This window comes from Flavobacterium sp. YJ01 (genome assembly GCF_029320955.1).
Taxonomy (GTDB): Bacteria; Bacteroidota; Bacteroidia; order Flavobacteriales; family Flavobacteriaceae; genus Flavobacterium.
The window spans coordinates 4,654,403-4,672,232 of the sequence record NZ_CP119757.1; the positions used below are offsets into that span (position 1 = coordinate 4,654,403).

Genomic DNA, 17,830 nt, shown 5'->3' on the forward strand with positions numbered 1-17,830 from the left:
TTGAAACATTAAACTTAAAACTTTTCAAAAAATCTAAAATCAACAATTTAAAATTAAAAAATGTATATACCTTTTGAAAATTTACCAGGTGAATCTAGAGTTTGGATTTACCAATCAAACAGAAAGTTTTCTGAGGAAGAGTTTTCTGAAATTGAAACTGATTTAAAAGCTTTTGTAGAAGAATGGGCCGCTCACGGAACAAGTCTAGAAGCTTCTTTTTTATTGAAATACAATAGATTTATAATATTGGCTGTAAATCAAGATGTGCAAGCAGCAACTGGCTGTTCAATTGATAGTTCAGTAGAATTTATTCAAAGTTTAGAGAAAAAATATAACGTTGATTTGTTAGATAAAATGAACGTTACTTTTAAACTTGGCGAACATATTGCACACAAACCATTAATCGATTTTAAGAAAATGGTTAAAGATAAATCTGTTTCTGAGAATACAATTGTTTTCAATAATTTGGTTAATAATATCGAAGAATTTAATGAATCTTGGGAAGTTCCTGCTGCTGATAGTTGGCACAGCAGATTTTTCTAAGAAAGATTTATAAATTATTTGAAAGGCATGAAACTTAGGTTTTATGCCTTTTTTTGTTTTAATGTTTCAGGTTTCGCCAAAGTTTGTCATTCCGAGGAACGAGGAATCTCCGCAAGTAGCTCCGCAATTAAAATTACCAATCTTTGTCGAGTTTCTTACGAAGATTCCTCGTTCCTCGGAATGACAATACAGCGTGAAACTTTATCAAAGTTTTAAACTTTGACAAAGTTTGTGAAGAAAAGTTCTTATGAAAAACAAAAATATCTTATCTAGCCCCGATGGGAGCGGTATCTCCCGATTTAGAAAAACAAGGCTTTTTAGCCGTAGTTTTTGTTGGTCGGGAATTTAGCGGACAGCGGGACGAGTGGTTCTTTTTATTTGATATTGTCTGCTTCTAAAAATATTTATTAACTAGAATTAATCTAATTTTGTCAAAAATCTAACAATTTAAAAGCTTATTTACACGTGATTTTTGAGTATTTTCGTAGAATTAAATTTAATCCATGAAAATAGCAATTGTTTGTTATCCTACTTTTGGAGGTAGTGGTGTGGTAGCCACAGAGTTAGGTCTCGAATTAGCCAGAAGAGGACACGAAATACATTTTATCACATACAGTCAACCAGTAAGGTTGGCGCTTTTAAATCCGAATGTTCATTATCACGAAGTAAATGTTCCGGAGTATCCATTGTTTCATTATCAGCCTTATGAATTAGCCTTGTCGAGCAAATTGGTCGATATGGTTAAATTATATAAAATTGAGCTTTTACACGTGCATTATGCCATTCCTCATGCTTATGCAGGCTATATGGCGAAACAAATGCTTAAAAATGAAGGGATTAATCTTCCGATGATTACGACGCTTCACGGTACTGATATTACATTGGTCGGAAATCATCCGTTTTATAAACCGGCGGTAACTTTTAGCATCAATAAATCGGATTATGTTACTTCTGTTTCGCAGAGTTTGAAAGATGATACTTTGAAATTATTCAAAATCAAGAATAAAATTAAAGTAATTCCGAACTTTATTGAATTGGATAAAGTTAAAAAAGATCCTTTAGCACCATGTCACAGATATGTGATGGCAAATGAAAATGAGCGTATTATAACACACATCAGTAATTTTAGAAAGGTAAAACGTATTCCAGATATTATTAAGATTTTCTATAATGTACAGAAAGAAATTCCTGCTAAGTTAATGATGGTTGGAGACGGGCCAGAAAAAGAAAAGGCAGAAATCTTATGCCAAGAATTAGGGATTTTAGATAAAGTGATTTTCTTTGGAAATAGCCATGAAATTGATAAAATTTTATGCATGACCGATTTGTTTTTATTGCCTTCTGAAACTGAAAGTTTTGGTTTGGCAGCTTTAGAAGCAATGGCGTGTGGTGTGCCCGTAATTTCTAGTAATTCTGGTGGTTTGCCTGAGGTTAATTTTGATGGCTTTTCGGGTTATTTAAGCAATGTTGGAAATGTCGAGGAAATGGCTGAAAACGCATTGAAAATTTTAAGAGACGATGCTGTTTTAAGTCAGTTTAAGGCAAATGCTTTAGAAGTGGCTAGAAAGTTTGATATCAGAAATATTCTTCCTAAATACGAAGCATTGTATCAAAAAGCAGTTGATGATTATAAATATGAAAAGCATTAATTTAAAGAGCAATAAATGAAAAAAGTAATTTCTGTTTTAGCGGTTTTTGTGATGATTTCTTGTGGTGTTAAGAAAGTTGAAAGTTCAAACGCATTGTATGAAGTTTTGACAAAGCAATCTGATGGTGGTGGAAACATTAAATTTTTTGAGATTTTAACAGAACCAAACGAAATTAAAATGCTCGAAAATGATCCTCTTCTGGCTGATAAAATGAAGAGTCCAAATGTTCACGATTATAATTATGTAATCTTAAATATGGGCGAAAAAAACACCAGCGGTTATTCTATCGACGTTGAAAAAGTGGAAGAAACAGATAAAAATATTATTATTACTGTAAAAGAAAATAGCCCTGCAAAAGATGCAATGACAATGCAGGTAATCTCTTATCCTTATACTGTAGTAAAAATTCACTCTAAGAAAGAAATTATAATTAAATAGAAATTTTGATGTTGTCAAAAAAAAGAAATCCTGTCATTGTGAAATGACAGGATTTTCTTCTTACAATTATTTTTTATTTTTATTTAGAATCTGAATTTAACCCCTAAACCGACGTCAAATCCAAAATTGTCATCATCATAATATCCAGAACCAATTTCTGGTCTAGCGTCTAATGACAGTGTTAATGGTACTTCTTTAAATCTGTATTCGATACCAATATCTCCAGCAGCAAAAACATAAGTTCCGCTATCTTTAAATCTATTATCGTTGTAGCGGTAATCGTAATCCCAAGCGGCTAAACCTCCACCGACACCAGCGTACCAGTTAAAACCTCCATCGATGTTCCAAACCCATTGGTAAAGTGCAACACCTTTAATGGCATCAACATCTCTACTATTTCTCCAGCCTAAATCAAATTCAAGTCTGTTTTTTTGATTCAATCCTAATTGGTATGATACCTCACCACCAAATCCGTTGTTGTCTCCAAGACGTAATCCTAAAGCGTGTTTTGAAATTTCTTGTGATTGAGCCGTGAATGCTAATCCAAAAAGCATAATGGCAGATAAAATTATCTTTTTCATAAAATGGTTAAATTATTTTTTTCAAATGTATTATTACAGTCAGAAAGAGAACGTATAAAATTTTTGAAAATTGTTATATAATTTACATTTTTTGAAATTTCGCAATCTAAATGTTAAAATTTATTTCAATATTATGGATGAGATCAGTTGTGAAGTTAGAATATCTTCCATTTCAAATAGGTTTTCTTCTTCAACAAAATTACTGGCTTTATAGGAGAATAATTTCCAGCGTTTTTTATGATATTCTAATGCTGTAAGATTTTCTACCCAGTCACCAGAATTCAAGTATAATGTAGATCCGTATTTGTTTTCTTTGGTCATGATTTTTGGCTCATGTATATGACCGCAGATTACATAATCGTAATTTTTCTCGATGGCTAAGTCAGTTGCAGTAGTTTCGAAATCAGAAATAAATTTGACTGCTTTTTTTACACTCGCTTTGATTCTTTTAGAAAAAGAATATGGTTCACGTCCTAATTTTGCCAGACACCAGTTTACAAATCGATTTATTAGAATTAGATAATCATAACCTAATCCGCCTAATTTTGCAATCCATTTTGAATGCTGTACAGAAGCATCAAAGACATCTCCGTGAAAAATCCAAGCTTTTTTATCGTCTAATTCTAAAACTAATTTATCGACCAAAGCAAAATTTCCCATATTCATATCACTGAATTTTCGAAGTATTTCATCGTGGTTTCCAGTAATATAATACACTTTTGTTCCTTTAGATGCCATTCCGATAATGCGTTGGATTACTCGCAAATGTGCTTTCGGAAAGTACGATTTACGGAATTGCCAAGCATCAATTATGTCACCGTTTAAGACTAAAGTTTTTGGTTTAATGCTTGAAAGATAGTTGTTTAGTTCTTTAGCGTGACTTCCGTAAGTTCCTAAATGGACATCAGAAAGAATGACCAATTCGACATTTCTCTTTTTCAATTTTTCTTGATTTGAAGTTTTACAAATTAAAGAAAGTCTGTTTAGATTTATTTTATCAAAAGGTTATGAAAATGCGGATAATTTTACCAAATTGTGATTTTTATTCCAGTTAATGTTTAGTTAATAATACCAGTTTTAAATTTTTTAATTTAATTCATAAAACTTACATTTGCTCAAAACAAATTACAATGGCAGGAAACAGCTTCGGCAAACTATATAAAGTAACAACATTTGGAGAATCTCACGGTGAAGCTTTAGGCGGAATTATCGATGGATGCCCTCCAGGAATTCAACTAGATTTTGAAGCAATTGAGGTAGATATGGCTCGCAGAAAGCCTGGACAATCGGCAATTGTTACACAAAGAAAAGAACCAGATGCAGTTCAGTTTTTATCTGGAATTTTTGAAGGAAAAACTACTGGAACTCCAATTGGTTTTATTATTCCAAACACCAATCAAAAGTCAGATGATTATTCACATATAAAAGATAATTACAGACCAAGCCACGCTGATTATGTATACGATCAGAAATATGGTTTCCGCGATTATCGTGGAGGCGGAAGAAGTTCTGCAAGAGAAACGGCAAGTAGAGTAGTGGCAGGAGCAATTGCAAAACAAATGCTTCCTGAAATTAAAATCAATGCTTATGTTTCATCTGTTGGGCCAATTCACTTAGAAACGCCTTACCAGGAATTGGATTTTTCTAAAATAGAAAGCAATCCTGTTCGTTGTCCAGACGAAAAATCGGCTGCAATTATGGAAGAATATATTCGTGATATTCGTAAACAAGGCGATACTGTTGGAGGTGTTGTAACTTGTGTAATCCAAAATGTTCCAGTTGGTTTGGGAGAACCTGTATTTGATAAACTTCATGCAGAATTAGGAAAAGCAATGCTTTCTATTAATGCTGTAAAAGGTTTTGAATACGGAAGCGGTTTCTCTGGTTCTGAAATGAAAGGAAGCGAACACAATGATTTGTATAATAATGACGGAACTACAAAAACAAATCTTTCTGGCGGAATTCAAGGAGGAATCAGCAATGGAATGGATATTTATTTCAGAGTAGCTTTTAAACCTGTTGCAACTATCATGCAGACACAGGACTCATTAGATAATAAAGGAAATATTACACCAATGACAGGAAAAGGACGTCATGATCCGTGTGTAGTGCCTCGCGCTGTGCCAATTGTAGAAGCAATGGCAGCAATTGTTTTGGCTGATTTTTATTTAATCAACAAAACATATTAATAAAAGGTAAGACAGTGAGGGTCTTATATTTTAATAATTAAAAAATAAATTAATGCAAGAAGTTACAGAAACTAAAAAACAATCATTTCTTTCGGGATTAACAGGGCAGATTATAATTGCGATGGTTCTTGGAGCCATATTAGGAATTATACTGCACAACAGCATTTCGCCCGAAGCAGCACAAGCATTTAGCAGTAAAATAAAAATGCTGGCAACCATCTTCATCCGTTTGGTGCAAATGATTATTTCTCCGTTGGTTTTTACGACTTTGGTAGTGGGAATTGCGAAATTAGGCGATATTAAAACCGTTGGAAGAATTGGAGGAAAAGCTATTGGATGGTTTTTTACAGCTTCGTTTATTTCTCTTTTAATTGGATTATTTTATGTAAATGTTTTACAGCCAGGCGTCGGTCTAAAATTGGATCACGTAGATATGGCAGCAGCTTCAGAAGTTACTGGTAAAACTCAAAACTTGTCTTTTGATAATTTCGTTGAACACATCGTTCCAAAAAGTATCGTCGAAGCAATGGCAACCAATGAAATTCTGCAAATTGTAGTTTTCTCAATTTTCTTCGGATTGGCAGCTGCGTCTTTAGGCGAGAAGGTAAAACCAATTATTGGTGCTTTTGACAAATTATCTCATATTGTTTTAAAAATGGTAAACTATGTAATGAAATTTGCGCCAATTGGAGTTTTTGGTGCTATTGCAGGTGTGTTTGCTATTCGTGATGCTGAGGAATTGGTCATTACTTACTTTAAATTTTTCGGTTCGTTTTTAATCGGAATCAGTACTTTATGGATTATTTTAATTGCAGTCGGATATATTTTTCTAAAAGGAAGAATGACCGAATTATTAAGACGTATAACTGGACCTTTGGCAATTGCTTTTGGAACAACTAGTAGTGAAGCTGTATTTCCGAAATTAACAGAGGAATTAGAAGGTTTTGGCGTAAAAGATAAAATTGTTTCGTTTATGCTGCCTCTTGGTTATTCGTTTAACCTTGACGGAAGTATGATGTATATGACTTTTGCAAGTATCTTTATTGCACAGTTCTACAACGTACATTTAGATTTAGGTACTCAAATGGCAATGCTTTTGGTTTTAATGCTTACAAGTAAAGGTATTGCAGGTGTGCCAAGAGCAAGTTTAGTAGTTGTAGCTGCGACTTGCGGAATGTTTGATATTCCTATTGAAGGTATTGCATTAATTTTACCAATTGACCACTTTTGCGATATGTTTAGAAGCGCAACTAATGTTTTAGGAAACGCTTTAGCTACTTCTGTAGTAGGTCAGTGGGAAGACGGAAAAGAATAAGAAAAAGTAGCGCTGAGATTACAATTTTAATCTTAGTTGTCTAAATAACAATTGAAAAGCTGTATTTTTATTTGAAATACAGCTTTTTTTTATTTTAAAGTGTATATTTGATTAAACTAGCCCGATTGATGCCCCGAATACGGATTTATTTATTTCTGATTTTTTGCCTGAATTTCGGCATAGAATCGGCTATGGCGCAATCTGACTGCGGTAAAAATCCTAAAACGGAAAAACTGGTTAAACAGGCGCTCGCATCTTTCAGAGAATCCAACTTTGAGAAATCATTAATACTTTCCAGAACAGCCTTAAATGCGGCAACATTACAAAAAGACAATTGTATTATTGCTAGATCTTACAACATAATTGCAGCTAATTATAATGCTGTTTCAGAGTTTGACAAGTCTATCTTTTTTTATAAAAAAAGCTTAGGTTATGCAAACAAAACCACTAACGATTCTCTAAAAGCTAATATTTACAACAATTTAGGAAATATGCATTGCTTTGATCGAGGAGAATTTGATCAAGGAATTCGATACTATAAGAAAGCTATCGCTTATTGCTTAAAAACAAATAATTTAAAAGATGTATTTTTTACTAATGTCAATATTGCTTGGGCGTACTTTGATATTAAAAATTATGACGAAGGATATCTTTTCTTGAAATATGTAAATAATAACAGAAAATATGGAGATAAGTCTACCGATGTTATTGTTAATATGCTTAATGGTATTTATCTAAGCCATAAAAAACAGAATGATGAGGCAAACGTCTATTTTTTAAAAGCAATAGAAGCTGGAAATAAATGCGAAGAAAAAACAGATTTATCAAACGCTTATTTAGAATATGCTACTTTTCTAAATAAAATTGATAAGCATAAAGAAGCTTATGAAGCTTTAAAGAATTACAATAAAATTTCTGAAGATATTTATAATGAAGGGAAGTTAAGTAAAGCTTCAAATGCAGGAATCAGTTTAGAACTAGATGAATACAAAAGAGAAATTGATAAAATCGAAAATGAAAAAGTAGAACAATCCCAAAGTCTTAAAAAATCAAGAATTATTGTAATTTTATTTATTCTGATTTCTTTAATTCTCCTTTTCTTAATCATCACTTTAATAAAGAATATCCGATTTAAGAAAAAACATAATTTAGAGCTTTTAAAAGCAAAAGAAATAGCTGAGGAAGCTTCTTTATTAAAGACACAGTTTATTTCTACTATAAGCCACGAATTACGTACTCCGCTCTATGGTGTTGTTGGTATCACTAATATGCTTTTAGAAGAACATGAGGAAATCTCAAAAAGCCAACATTTAAGTTCCCTAAAATTCTCAGCCAGATATTTGCTTTCTTTGGTAAATGATATTCTTCAAATTAATAAGATTGAAGAAAATAAGATTGTGCTAGAAAATTTCACATTTAATATTCTAGACGAAATTACCGTTATTAAGAACTCGCTATCTTTTCTTTCGCAGAAAAATAATAACAAAATTTCCATAGATGTTGATCCCGAAATTCCAGAATATTTAATTGGGGATAAACTTCGATTATCGCAAATTTTGATGAACTTAGTAAGTAATGCATTGAAATTTACAAAAGATGGAGAAGTAGAAATAAAAGTAGATTTAGTGAATGTTGAAGGAAAGCTAAATCACTTGAATTTTATGGTTAAAGATAATGGTATAGGTATCGCAGCGGTAGATCAAAGTAAGGTTTTTGAGAAATTTGTTCAAGTAGGGCGCAAAGAATCAGATTATCAAGGAACTGGTCTTGGACTTAGTATTGTTAAAAGGTTGCTTGGACTTTTTGGCAGTTCGATTACATTGGATAGTGATCTAGGAAAAGGAACTTCATTTTCGTTTGTAATTGCTTTTGAACATGATTTGGCCAAAACTAAAAGTATAATTAATGAAATAGAAGTAGATTTAACTTCAAATGAAATCTATAAAATTTTGGTTGTAGAAGATAATTTAATCAATCAATTGGTGACCAAAAAAATTATCGAAAAAAACAATTATGCATGTAAAGTTGTTGATGATGGTTTTGCGGCGTTAAGGATTTTAGAAAATGAAGTTTTTGATTTGATTTTAATGGATATTAATATGCCTTTGATGAACGGATTTGAAACCACAAAACGAATTCGTCTTCTAGGAATAGATACTCCAATTGTTGCCTTAACTGCTTTTGATAAAGATGAAATTACCGATGAAGCCATTACAGCAGGAATGAATGATATCATTATAAAACCCTTTGAACCCGTCAAATTATTTAAAATAATAAATTTCCTTATAAACGAAAAAAACGCTGTTTAATACCAGCGTTTTTTGTTTTTTTTAGAAGAATTCGACTTTCTCGATTTATGAGCTCCGCCGCTTCTATTAGAAGAATTTTTAGGTTTTTCTCCAGCTTCTGGACTTCCTGAATGCCAAGGATAGGGATGATCTGAAATGATTTTTACATCTACTTTGATTAGCTTCTTAATATCTTTCCAATATGGCTCTTCATCTTTTCCGCAGAAAGAAATCGCAATTCCGCCATTTCCAGCACGTCCTGTACGACCAATACGATGAACATAAGTTTCAGGAATATTCGGTAAATCAAAATTGATTACATACGGAAGTTGTTCAATGTCAATTCCTCTCGCTGCAATATCAGTTGCGACCAAAACCCCAACTTCTTTGTTTTTAAAAGCGTCTAAAACACGTTGTCTAGCATTTTGAGATTTATCTCCATGAATTGCTTCTGCAGGAATCTCTTTTTTACGAAGCGCTTTTACAACATTATCTGCACCGTGTTTTGTTCTCGAAAAAACAAGTACGTTTGATAAATTTTCTTCTTGAATCAATTTATATAATAAGTTTCTTTTTTCTGTTTTGTCAACGAAATAGACACGTTGTTCTACGTTTTCTGCTGTTGATGAAACTGGAGAAACTTCTACTTTTTCTGGATCTTTTAGGAACATTTCTGCCAATTCGCGAATTGCAATAGGCATTGTTGCGGAGAAAAGTAAGGTTTGTCTATTTTTTGGAGTCAGTTTTACGATTTTTTTGACATCGTTTATAAAACCCATATCCAACATTTGATCGGCTTCGTCTAAAACCAAAGTATGCAAATGATCAAAATCTAAAAAACCTTGTTTGTGTAAATCAAGTAATCTTCCTGGAGTTGCCACTAAAATATCTACTCCTTTTTTTAAAGTTTCAACTTGCGGGTTCTGAGAAACACCACCAAAAATCGTTAATTGTGTCAAGTTGGTGTATTTTCCATAAGTGTCAAAACTTTCTCCAATTTGCACGGCAAGTTCTCGAGTTGGTGTAACTATAAGTGCACGAATTTGTTTTGCTTTTTTTGATGAACCTACAATTCGGTGTAATTGGTGTATAATTGGAATAGCAAATGCCGCTGTTTTTCCTGTTCCTGTCTGCGCGCAGCCAATTAAATCCCTTCCTGATAAAACAATCGGAATAGATTGTTCCTGAATAGGAGTAGGGTTTAAATAGCCTTCTTCAAATACGGCTTTTTGTATACTTTTTGAAAGTGATAAATCTTCGAATAACATATCTTAATTTGTTAAGTATTTTAGTTTGATGTACTAAAATGCTGTGCAAAGATAGGTTTATTCAGTCAATCGTTTGTTTGAATTGGCGATTATTTGGCAAACGTGTTTAGTTTTAGGATTGAAATTGATGCTCAAAATCAATCCTGTTCTAAGTTTGCTTTTATAAAATCGGTTACCAAATAACCAATTAATTTTCCAATTAAATTATTATTTGGAGCATTGTCTAAATCTGGTGCGCCTTCGCAAATATGAATATAAGCAGCGTTTTTATGTTCGGCAAAAAAGGAAACAAACTGCCTTAATTCTTCTACAGAAAAACCGCTAATTGTCATAGCGCTGCTGGCGATGTTAGGAATTGCGTCTAAGTCTATTTCAATTCCGAAAGCATCATTTTTTATAAAATCCAAAGCTGTAATCATCTCGCGATTAAAGTCTTTTTCTTTTCTAATATTAACGCTGTCGTAAGTATTATATCGAACTCGATCTTCCAGTTTTTTAATAATATCTAAAACACTTTTTGAAGTATAATTTTCGTGAAGTCCGAAAATGAAGTATTTTTTTAAGAAACCTTCCTCATAGGCATAAGAGAATCCATTTCCGCTGTGACGACCTTCAAGAATTCTAAAATCAGAATGAGCATCAAAATTAATGGCATTTATTGGTTTTCCTTTCGCTAAAGCGGCACCTTTAATATTTCCGTATGCATTATTATGTCCTCCGCCTATAATAATTGGTGTTTTTCCGGCTTTAATAATTGTAAATATAATATGAGATACTTCTTTGTCTATTTTTTCAACAAGTTGACTTAATTTAGAACGATCGTCAATGTCGTTAAAATCTAAGTTTTCAACTTCGCGCATTTCATCAGCAACATTAATATGTCCTAAAATGATAATATTACTTCCTTTAGAAAAACGATTATGTTGGATATTGGCAATGCTTTTTATGGCAGATTGCCAAGCAGAAGCGGCTCCAGGTCTTCCGTAATTGGCGCGCACGCCAATATCTTCAGGAATTCCTAAAAGCACATATTTAGCTTCACTTTGTTTTAGAAAATCAACTTTGTCAGTTCCTGGCGGAATGACAATCATTTTTTCTCCGAACTTTATTTCACCACTTCGATGATTTGTGACTTTTGCTAAATCATTTATAGTGAAAGGGATTAATTTCTCCATTAAAAAAATTTATTTTCCAAAAATAATATAATTGTACTAACTTACGTTATTACCTTATATTAATTCTTAAATTTGTTATTAAAGAAAATTTTTTAAATATGGAAAACCCAAAGAACAACAATTCAAGTCTAAAAGCGATAATCGCAGTTTTAGCAGTCCTACTGATTGGTAGCTTAGTGTATATTTTTAAATTATCTTCTGATTCAGAAGTAGTTAAAACAGAACTTACAACATCAATGACAGAAAAAGAATCTGTTATGAAAGATTTACAGGAATTAAAAGCAACGTACGATGCTGCAATTGCTGAAAATACTTCAATGTCTGATGAGTTGATCCAAGAGAGGGATAAAGTAGTTGCTTTAATGGATGATTTAAACAAATCTAAAGGGGATGTTTCTAAATACAAATCTCAAGTTCAGGCTATGCAAAGTAAAATGAAAACTTTGGTTGCTGAAAACGATGAGTTGAAAAAACAAAATGGTGTTTTAACAACTCAGAGAGATAGTACAATCGTAGTTTTAGGAGAATCTAAAAAGTTTAATGAAGTTTTAGTTGGTCAAAACGAAGAACTTTCTAAAACTGTAGAAAGAGGTTCTAAATTATCTGTGTTAAATACAAAAACTGCAGCTTACAAATTGAGAAGCTCAGGAAAACAAATTGAAACAGATAAAGCAAGTCGTGCTGATATCTTAAAAGTTAGTTTTACAATTGCTGAAAACCAAATTGCAAAATCTGGTGACAAAACTTATTATGTACAAGTAATTGATGCTAAAAACAACGTTTTAGGAGAAAAGAAAACAGAAAGTTTTGGAGATAACTCTTTAACATACAGCTTTAAAACTACTGTTAAGTACGAAAACAAAAGCGTAAATGTTAGTGAAGACCTTCCTGGGAAAGATTTCGCAAAAGGAACTTACTTCATCAATGTTTTTGATAATGATGAGTTAGTTTCTAAAACTAGCTTCAGTTTAAGATAATTTAGCCAAAAGGGATAAATACCACTTTGATATTAAAGGTCTGTGCATTTTCACAGACCTTTTTTTATGGATTAGTTCTGAATGATTTTTTAAACAATAGGTAACAATACGTTTCCCGTGGTTGAAACCATGGGCTATATTTGAGTTTAATTGATTTTAATTTTGTGGAAAATAATAAAAGTTTATTCCAGAATTTTACCTTCAAGAAAAACAGACTCGATTAAATTACTTCCAAAAGCATAAGGAATTTGATAATAAGAAGAAATTGGTTTTGTTACAATTAAATTGGCTTTTTTACCTTTTGTAATACTTCCATGAGTTTCTGAAAGTCCCATTGCATAAGCGCCATTAATTGTTGCGGCATTAATCGCTTCTTCTGGTGTCATTTTCATTTTAATACAAGCTGTTGCAACAACAAAATTCATATTTCCAGATGGAGTAGAGCCTGGGTTAAAATCTGTGGCTAATGCTAAAGGTAAACCAGCATTAATCATTTCTCGCGCGGGAGTGTACGGAATGCTTAAAAAATAAGAACAAGAAGGTAAAGCAACAGGCATCGTTTCTGAATCTTTTAAAGCATCAATATCTTCTGAATTCATAACTTCTAAATGGTCAACAGAAAGCGCTTTAAATTTAACCCCAGCTTGAATTCCGCCAATAGAATTAAATTGATTGACGTGAATTTTTGGTTTTAAGCCAAAATCAATTCCTGCCTGCATAATTTTTTCGGTTTCTTCTACAGAAAAGTAGCCGCTTTCGCAGAAAACATCGACATAATCTGCCAGTTTATTTTTAGCAATCTCTGGAATCATTTTCGAAATGATTTCATCAATATAACCTGCTTTATTTTCTTTATAATGAGTTGGAAATGCGTGTGCGCCTAAAAATGTTGCTTTGATCGAAATTGGATAATTTTCTGCCAATTTTTTAATTACGCGAAGCATTTTCAATTCACCTTCAAATGTTAATCCGTAACCTGATTTTATTTCAACTGCTCCAGTTCCTAAACGCATAACTTCTTCAAGACGAGTCTTAGATTGTTCGTAAATCTCATCTTCTGAAGTTTCATTTAGTTTTTTAGCCGAATTTAAAATTCCGCCGCCACGATTGGCAATTTCTTCATATGTTAATCCATTAATTCTGTCAACAAATTCCTGTTCGCGATTTCCTGCATATACAATATGTGTGTGGCTGTCGCACCAAGACGGTAGAATTACTTTTCCTGTGGCATCAATAACTTTATCAGGATTAATTTCTGGAAGATTTTCCATTGAACCAAAATCTGCAATAAGATTGTCTTCTAAAACTAAAAAAGCATTTTTAATTGTTGGAAGTACCGCCATTTCTGAACCTGAAACTTTAGCAATTGAAGTTTCGCGAACTTGAAGTAATTCTTTTATGTTTGTAATTAATGTTTTCATTATTGATATTGTTATAAAACACAAATTTCACAAATTATCACGAACTAATTCGTGAAATCTGTGAAATTCGTAAAATTGTTTTTGTCTTAGGTTTATTCAGAAACTGTTATTTCGAACATTTTATCCCAGTATTTACCCGTTACAAAAATTGTTTTTGTTTGGGGATTGTAAGCGATTCCGTTTAATACTTCAGCATTTTTAGCTTTTAATGATTTGCGTAAATCTGAAAGATTAAGGATTTTTTCAACAGCTCCAGATTCTGGATTTACTACTGCAATAGCATCTTTCTGCCAAACATTTGCATAAAATTTGCCATCTATTAATTCTAGCTCATTAATTGCTTTAATTTTTGACGTTCCAGAATATACATTGATATAATCAATTAATTTTTGAGTGGTAGGATCCATTTTCCAGATTTTCTCAGTTCCGTCAGAATGATAAATGTATTTGTCATCATGCGTCATTCCCCAACCTTCAATATCTTTATCGTATTTAAAAGTTTTTTCTAGCTTGAAAGTATTAGCGTCATAAATGAAACCAGTTTTTTCCTGCCAAGATAATTGATATATTTTACCTCCAAAAAATGTAATTCCTTCTCCAAAATATTCTTTCGGAAGATCAACCTGTTTAATTACTTTTCCAGTTTTGTAGTCTACTTCTCTAAAATAAGAATCTTCTTTTTGTCCTGTGCTCTCAAAAAGTCTTCCATTATAAAATTCTAAACCTTCTGTAAAAGCAGTTGTATCGTGCACAAAAGTATTGACAACTTTATACTTTAATAATTTTGGTTCGATATCAGAAACAACTTCAATTCTTTTAGTGGCATCAGAAGAATCTCCACCAAAATAAACAGTAGCTTTTAAGTATTGGTAACCTAATTTTTGATCTATTAATTCAAATCTAAATTCTTTAGCGCCTTTTGTACTTCCTACTCTTTGATCGTTTATGAAGTAGGCAACGCTGTCGATTTCTTTCGATTTTGGATTTAAAATTCCAATTGTAAGCGCTTCTTTTTGGGTAAAATGAGCAGGAAAAGCACTATCATCAATATTAAATAAAGAATTTTCAGCTTTATTTTTATCTCCACATCCAATTAATGTGATTCCTAATAAAATGAGAGTTAGGAAGTTATAATTTTTCATAGTTTAAAATTTGAATAAGCCAATATACGACGATATTTTTATAGCAACAAAGGTCTTGCAAAAATATAAAAAGGTTGTATATTTGCACCGGCAAGTCCTACACGACCAGCTCCTGCAGACTCCCCCAGGATGGGAACATAGCAAGGGTACGTGGTTGAGCGGTGCGATGTAGGTCGCTTGCCATTTTTTTATTTTTAGAAATACTTAATTTGTGATCTTCCTTCTGGAAGATTTTTTTATTTTTGGGCATCTCGAAAGTTGGAAATTATATGAAAGAAACTAAAGATTTTTTCTTGTTGTATTAATTTTGACTCATAGATAATCACTTTAACCTAACATTTAATCTGTCAAATGAACAAAGTCGTTTTAATTACCGGAGGATCATCAGGAATTGGAAAATCTATTGGTGAATTTTTACATCAAAAAGGTTTCGTTGTGTATGGAACAAGCCGAAATCCTGATAAAGTTGTAAATTCTGTTTTTCCTTTGGTTGCTTTAGATGTTCGAAATGCAGAATCTATTCAAAATGCTGTTTCTAAAATTATTGAAACCTCTGGAAGATTAGATATCGTTATAAATAATGCTGGAGTTGGAATTACTGGGCCTTTGGAAGAAATTCCGACTGAAGAAATTCGAAATAATTTTGAAACAAACTTCTTTGGCCCGATTGAAGTGATGAAAGCAGTTTTACCGCAAATGCGTAAACAGAATTCAGGATTAATTATAAATATTACTTCTATTGCTGGTTATATGGGACTTCCTTATAGAAGTGTTTATTCGGCATCAAAAGGTGCTTTAGAATTGATTACCGAAGCTTTGAGAATGGAAGTGAAATCTTTCGGTATTGAAATTACCAATGTTGCGCCAGGAGATTTTGCAACCAATATTGCTGCTGGTCGCTATCATGCACCAGTGATTAAAGATTCGGCTTATGAGAAAGTTTATGGAGGCGTTTTGGCAACTATGAACGATCACGTTGATGCAGGAAGTAATCCGAATGAAATGGCAGAAGCGGTTTATAAAATTATTCAAGTGAAAAAACCAAATGTGCATTATAAAGTTGGCGCTTTTATGCAGAAGTTTTCGATTGTATTGAAACGTGCGCTTCCAGATAAAATGTATGAGAAAATGCTAATGAACCATTATAAATTATAGAATCATGGAAAAGTTTAATGAGTTTTTGCCAACTGTTTTTGGTGTTTTAGTTTTGCTTATTATTTGGTTTGTGATTCGTAGAATTTTAGGATCAGTAAGCGATAAAATAAATAATTCTGAAAGTTACAAAGAAGATACTTTAAGGGTTTTAGAAGAAATTAGAGACGAATTGAAAGAACTAAACAGAAATAAATAATTTACTGTTTGTAAATATTTTGTGAATTTTACTATAATTCGCAAATTGATTTTAATTTTTGAAATTGTTATTGGTATTGATTTCGTAATTTTGCAGCTGAATTTTGCGTGAGGGATAGAAGCAAACTACCTAAGTAGTGCGTATAGCCCGACCAGATTTGGAAAAGGCGCTCGTAAGCGGTTTGATGAGTGCGCCTTTTGTAAATATGGTCACGCCCTAATAATCAACACAATTTAAATAATATAAATTATGAAATTTTTTATTGACACAGCTAATTTAGCTCAAATTAAAGAAGCACAAGCTTTAGGTGTTTTGGATGGTGTAACAACTAACCCATCTTTGATGGCAAAAGAAGGAATCACTGGAAAAAACAACATCTTGAAGCATTATGTTGACATCTGTAATCTTGTTGAAGGTGATGTTAGTGCTGAAGTTAATGCATTGGATTTTGACGGAATGGTTAAAGAAGGTGAGGAGTTAGCTGAATTACATGATCAGATTGTTGTAAAACTTCCTATGACTAAGGAAGGTGTTATGGCTGCAAAATATTTTTCTGATAAAGGAATCAAAACTAACGTAACTCTTGTTTTCTCTGTTGGTCAAGCTCTTTTGGCTGCAAAAGCTGGAGCTACTTATGTTTCTCCGTTTGTTGGGCGTTTAGACGATATTTCTACAGATGGATTGAATTTGATTCAAGAAATTAGAGAAGTTTACGATAACTACGGTTACGAAACTCAAATTTTAGCGGCTTCTGTGCGTCACACAATGCATATTGTGAACTGTGCTAAAATTGGTGCTGATGTTATGACTGGACCTCTTTCTGCAATTTACGGATTGTTGAAACATCCTTTGACTGATATCGGTTTAGCTCAATTCGTAGCTGATTTCGAGAAAGGAAACAAGTAATCCTTAGATACTTATAAAATAAAAATCGTCTTTTTTCTAACGAGAAAGGACGATTTTTTTTACTTTTATATGAATCTTAAATAACTGATTATGAAAGTACTATTTGTTTTATTGTCTTTTTTGATTGTAAATTCTTCTATAAACGCTCAGGCGAAAGTGATAACTTCGGTAAATGATGCTGGAGATGTTGCAACTTACGAATTGGATTGCTCGGTCAAATTTCAAACGCTGGCAAAAGGTCTTCGCTATAACATAACAAGACATGAATTTAAAGGTCCTGAAATGAAAAACAGTTATCGATTGCTTTTGGTAATGGATGGTTTTTATTCGAAAACTTTGAATAGTGAAATGAAGATTTCTGCCGTTTTAAGCGATGGAACAATTATAGAAGCTAAAAAAACGATAGAAGATGATGGTTTTTTTGACGGTGCATGCACGCTAAAAATTGCAAACCCAGAAGCGCTTTTAAAGGCTGATATTGATAAAGTAATTGTACATGCTGATAAAGATGTTGTTTATCCGTTAACGGCTCAAAATAAGGCTATTTTTAAGAAGAATCTTCGGAATATTATTAATGCGAAGTAGGT

General features: G+C 32.5%; 17 protein-coding genes and 1 other RNA gene. 12 read left to right on the top strand and 6 right to left on the bottom strand.

The features are described 5' to 3' along the window. The first annotated feature begins 60 nt into the window (after positions 1–60). The 3 genes from P0R33_RS20320 to P0R33_RS20330 all read left to right on the top strand — a co-directional run bounded on the left by P0R33_RS20320 (position 61) and on the right by P0R33_RS20330 (position 2,630). Positions 61–543: an ABC transporter ATPase gene (locus P0R33_RS20320; RefSeq protein WP_276172985.1), complete on the top strand. Its 483-nt coding sequence runs from the start codon at positions 61–63 to the stop codon at positions 541–543. Between the two features lie 503 nt (positions 544–1,046). Next, positions 1,047–2,192 carry an N-acetyl-alpha-D-glucosaminyl L-malate synthase BshA gene (gene bshA / locus P0R33_RS20325; protein WP_229350141.1) on the top strand — a complete coding sequence of 382 codons (1,146 nt, stop codon included), beginning with the start codon at positions 1,047–1,049 and terminating at the stop codon, positions 2,190–2,192. Between the two features lie 15 nt (positions 2,193–2,207). After that, positions 2,208–2,630: a protease complex subunit PrcB family protein gene (locus P0R33_RS20330; RefSeq protein WP_276172986.1), complete on the top strand. Its 423-nt coding sequence runs from the start codon at positions 2,208–2,210 to the stop codon at positions 2,628–2,630. Positions 2,631–2,713: 83 nt separating this feature from the next. Here the strand turns inward: P0R33_RS20330 and P0R33_RS20335 are convergent, their stop codons facing one another. Next, entirely contained in the window at positions 2,714–3,211 is a 498-nt protein-coding gene (locus P0R33_RS20335) for a hypothetical protein (RefSeq protein WP_276172987.1), read from the bottom strand. 120 nt (positions 3,212–3,331) lie between these two features. Further along, a complete protein-coding gene (locus P0R33_RS20340) occupies positions 3,332–4,153 on the bottom strand; it encodes a UDP-2,3-diacylglucosamine diphosphatase (protein WP_276172988.1) in 822 nt (273 codons plus the stop codon). Between the two features lie 188 nt (positions 4,154–4,341). On the opposite strand from P0R33_RS20340, the gene aroC reads away from it, so the two are divergent. From aroC to P0R33_RS20355, 3 genes are all read left to right on the top strand, one after another. Next, entirely contained in the window at positions 4,342–5,400 is a 1,059-nt protein-coding gene (aroC, locus tag P0R33_RS20345) for a chorismate synthase (RefSeq protein ID WP_276172989.1), read from the top strand. A gap of 52 nt (positions 5,401–5,452) precedes the next feature. Then, on the top strand, positions 5,453–6,715 hold the full coding sequence (locus tag P0R33_RS20350; protein ID WP_276172990.1) for a cation:dicarboxylase symporter family transporter: 1,263 nt from the start codon (positions 5,453–5,455) through the stop codon (positions 6,713–6,715). A 191-nt stretch (positions 6,716–6,906) separates the two neighbouring features. Then, positions 6,907–9,024, top strand: coding sequence for a response regulator (locus P0R33_RS20355; RefSeq protein WP_276172991.1), 2,118 nt, complete (start codon positions 6,907–6,909; stop codon positions 9,022–9,024). On the opposite strand, the gene P0R33_RS20360 is transcribed toward P0R33_RS20355, so the two are convergent. Then, a complete protein-coding gene (locus P0R33_RS20360; RefSeq protein WP_276172992.1) occupies positions 9,021–10,271 on the bottom strand; it encodes a DEAD/DEAH box helicase in 1,251 nt (416 codons plus the stop codon). The two genes, P0R33_RS20355 and P0R33_RS20360, sit on opposite strands and share 4 nt — an antisense overlap. 137 nt (positions 10,272–10,408) lie before the next feature. After that, the gene (locus tag P0R33_RS20365; RefSeq protein WP_276172994.1) at positions 10,409–11,446 is read right to left on the bottom strand and encodes a formimidoylglutamase; all 1,038 of its coding nucleotides are present in this window, start codon (positions 11,444–11,446) and stop codon (positions 10,409–10,411) included. Positions 11,447–11,544: 98 nt separating this feature from the next. Between P0R33_RS20365 and P0R33_RS20370 the strand changes: the two genes are divergently transcribed. Beyond that, the gene (locus P0R33_RS20370; RefSeq protein WP_184162319.1) at positions 11,545–12,423 is read left to right on the top strand and encodes a hypothetical protein; all 879 of its coding nucleotides are present in this window, start codon (positions 11,545–11,547) and stop codon (positions 12,421–12,423) included. A gap of 182 nt (positions 12,424–12,605) precedes the next feature. On the opposite strand, the gene hutI is transcribed toward P0R33_RS20370, so the two are convergent. Both hutI and P0R33_RS20380 read right to left on the bottom strand, forming a co-directional pair. After that, positions 12,606–13,844 (bottom strand): imidazolonepropionase, encoded by a 1,239-nt coding sequence (gene hutI / locus P0R33_RS20375; protein WP_276172995.1) that lies wholly within the window; start codon positions 13,842–13,844, stop codon positions 12,606–12,608. 92 nt (positions 13,845–13,936) lie between these two features. Continuing rightward, on the bottom strand, positions 13,937–14,986 hold the full coding sequence (locus P0R33_RS20380) for a glutaminyl-peptide cyclotransferase (protein WP_276172996.1): 1,050 nt from the start codon (positions 14,984–14,986) through the stop codon (positions 13,937–13,939). An 88-nt stretch (positions 14,987–15,074) separates the two neighbouring features. Here P0R33_RS20380 and ffs point away from each other — a divergent pair. The 5 genes from ffs (at position 15,075) to P0R33_RS20405 (ending at position 17,828) form a co-directional block, all read left to right on the top strand. Further along, positions 15,075–15,172: signal recognition particle sRNA small type (gene ffs / locus P0R33_RS20385), an RNA gene on the top strand. Between the two features lie 165 nt (positions 15,173–15,337). Further along, a complete protein-coding gene (locus P0R33_RS20390; RefSeq protein WP_276172997.1) occupies positions 15,338–16,141 on the top strand; it encodes an SDR family oxidoreductase in 804 nt (267 codons plus the stop codon). A 4-nt stretch (positions 16,142–16,145) separates the two neighbouring features. Continuing rightward, positions 16,146–16,337, top strand: coding sequence for a hypothetical protein (locus P0R33_RS20395; protein ID WP_276172998.1), 192 nt, complete (start codon positions 16,146–16,148; stop codon positions 16,335–16,337). Positions 16,338–16,586: 249 nt separating this feature from the next. After that, a complete protein-coding gene (gene fsa, locus P0R33_RS20400; protein WP_057116476.1) occupies positions 16,587–17,243 on the top strand; it encodes a fructose-6-phosphate aldolase in 657 nt (218 codons plus the stop codon). Positions 17,244–17,333: 90 nt separating this feature from the next. Beyond that, positions 17,334–17,828 carry a hypothetical protein gene (locus tag P0R33_RS20405; protein ID WP_276172999.1) on the top strand — a complete coding sequence of 165 codons (495 nt, stop codon included), beginning with the start codon at positions 17,334–17,336 and terminating at the stop codon, positions 17,826–17,828. Positions 17,829–17,830 lie beyond the last annotated feature (2 nt).

What these genes read in the sequence shown, in the direction of transcription:
- P0R33_RS20320 (WP_276172985.1), top strand. Translation starts at nt 61, where the DNA reads ATGTATATACCTTTTGAAAATTTACCAGGTGAATCTAGAGTTTGGATT.
- bshA (WP_229350141.1), top strand. Translation starts at nt 1,047, where the DNA reads ATGAAAATAGCAATTGTTTGTTATCCTACTTTTGGAGGTAGTGGTGTG.
- P0R33_RS20330 (WP_276172986.1), top strand. Translation starts at nt 2,208, where the DNA reads ATGAAAAAAGTAATTTCTGTTTTAGCGGTTTTTGTGATGATTTCTTGT.
- P0R33_RS20335 (WP_276172987.1), bottom strand. Translation starts at nt 3,211, where the DNA reads ATGAAAAAGATAATTTTATCTGCCATTATGCTTTTTGGATTAGCATTC.
- aroC (WP_276172989.1), top strand. Translation starts at nt 4,342, where the DNA reads ATGGCAGGAAACAGCTTCGGCAAACTATATAAAGTAACAACATTTGGA.
- P0R33_RS20350 (WP_276172990.1), top strand. Translation starts at nt 5,453, where the DNA reads ATGCAAGAAGTTACAGAAACTAAAAAACAATCATTTCTTTCGGGATTA.
- P0R33_RS20355 (WP_276172991.1), top strand. Translation starts at nt 6,907, where the DNA reads ATGGCGCAATCTGACTGCGGTAAAAATCCTAAAACGGAAAAACTGGTT.
- P0R33_RS20360 (WP_276172992.1), bottom strand. Translation starts at nt 10,271, where the DNA reads ATGTTATTCGAAGATTTATCACTTTCAAAAAGTATACAAAAAGCCGTA.
- P0R33_RS20365 (WP_276172994.1), bottom strand. Translation starts at nt 11,446, where the DNA reads ATGGAGAAATTAATCCCTTTCACTATAAATGATTTAGCAAAAGTCACA.
- P0R33_RS20370 (WP_184162319.1), top strand. Translation starts at nt 11,545, where the DNA reads ATGGAAAACCCAAAGAACAACAATTCAAGTCTAAAAGCGATAATCGCA.
- hutI (WP_276172995.1), bottom strand. Translation starts at nt 13,844, where the DNA reads ATGAAAACATTAATTACAAACATAAAAGAATTACTTCAAGTTCGCGAA.
- P0R33_RS20380 (WP_276172996.1), bottom strand. Translation starts at nt 14,986, where the DNA reads ATGAAAAATTATAACTTCCTAACTCTCATTTTATTAGGAATCACATTA.
- P0R33_RS20390 (WP_276172997.1), top strand. Translation starts at nt 15,338, where the DNA reads ATGAACAAAGTCGTTTTAATTACCGGAGGATCATCAGGAATTGGAAAA.
- P0R33_RS20395 (WP_276172998.1), top strand. Translation starts at nt 16,146, where the DNA reads ATGGAAAAGTTTAATGAGTTTTTGCCAACTGTTTTTGGTGTTTTAGTT.
- fsa (WP_057116476.1), top strand. Translation starts at nt 16,587, where the DNA reads ATGAAATTTTTTATTGACACAGCTAATTTAGCTCAAATTAAAGAAGCA.
- P0R33_RS20405 (WP_276172999.1), top strand. Translation starts at nt 17,334, where the DNA reads ATGAAAGTACTATTTGTTTTATTGTCTTTTTTGATTGTAAATTCTTCT.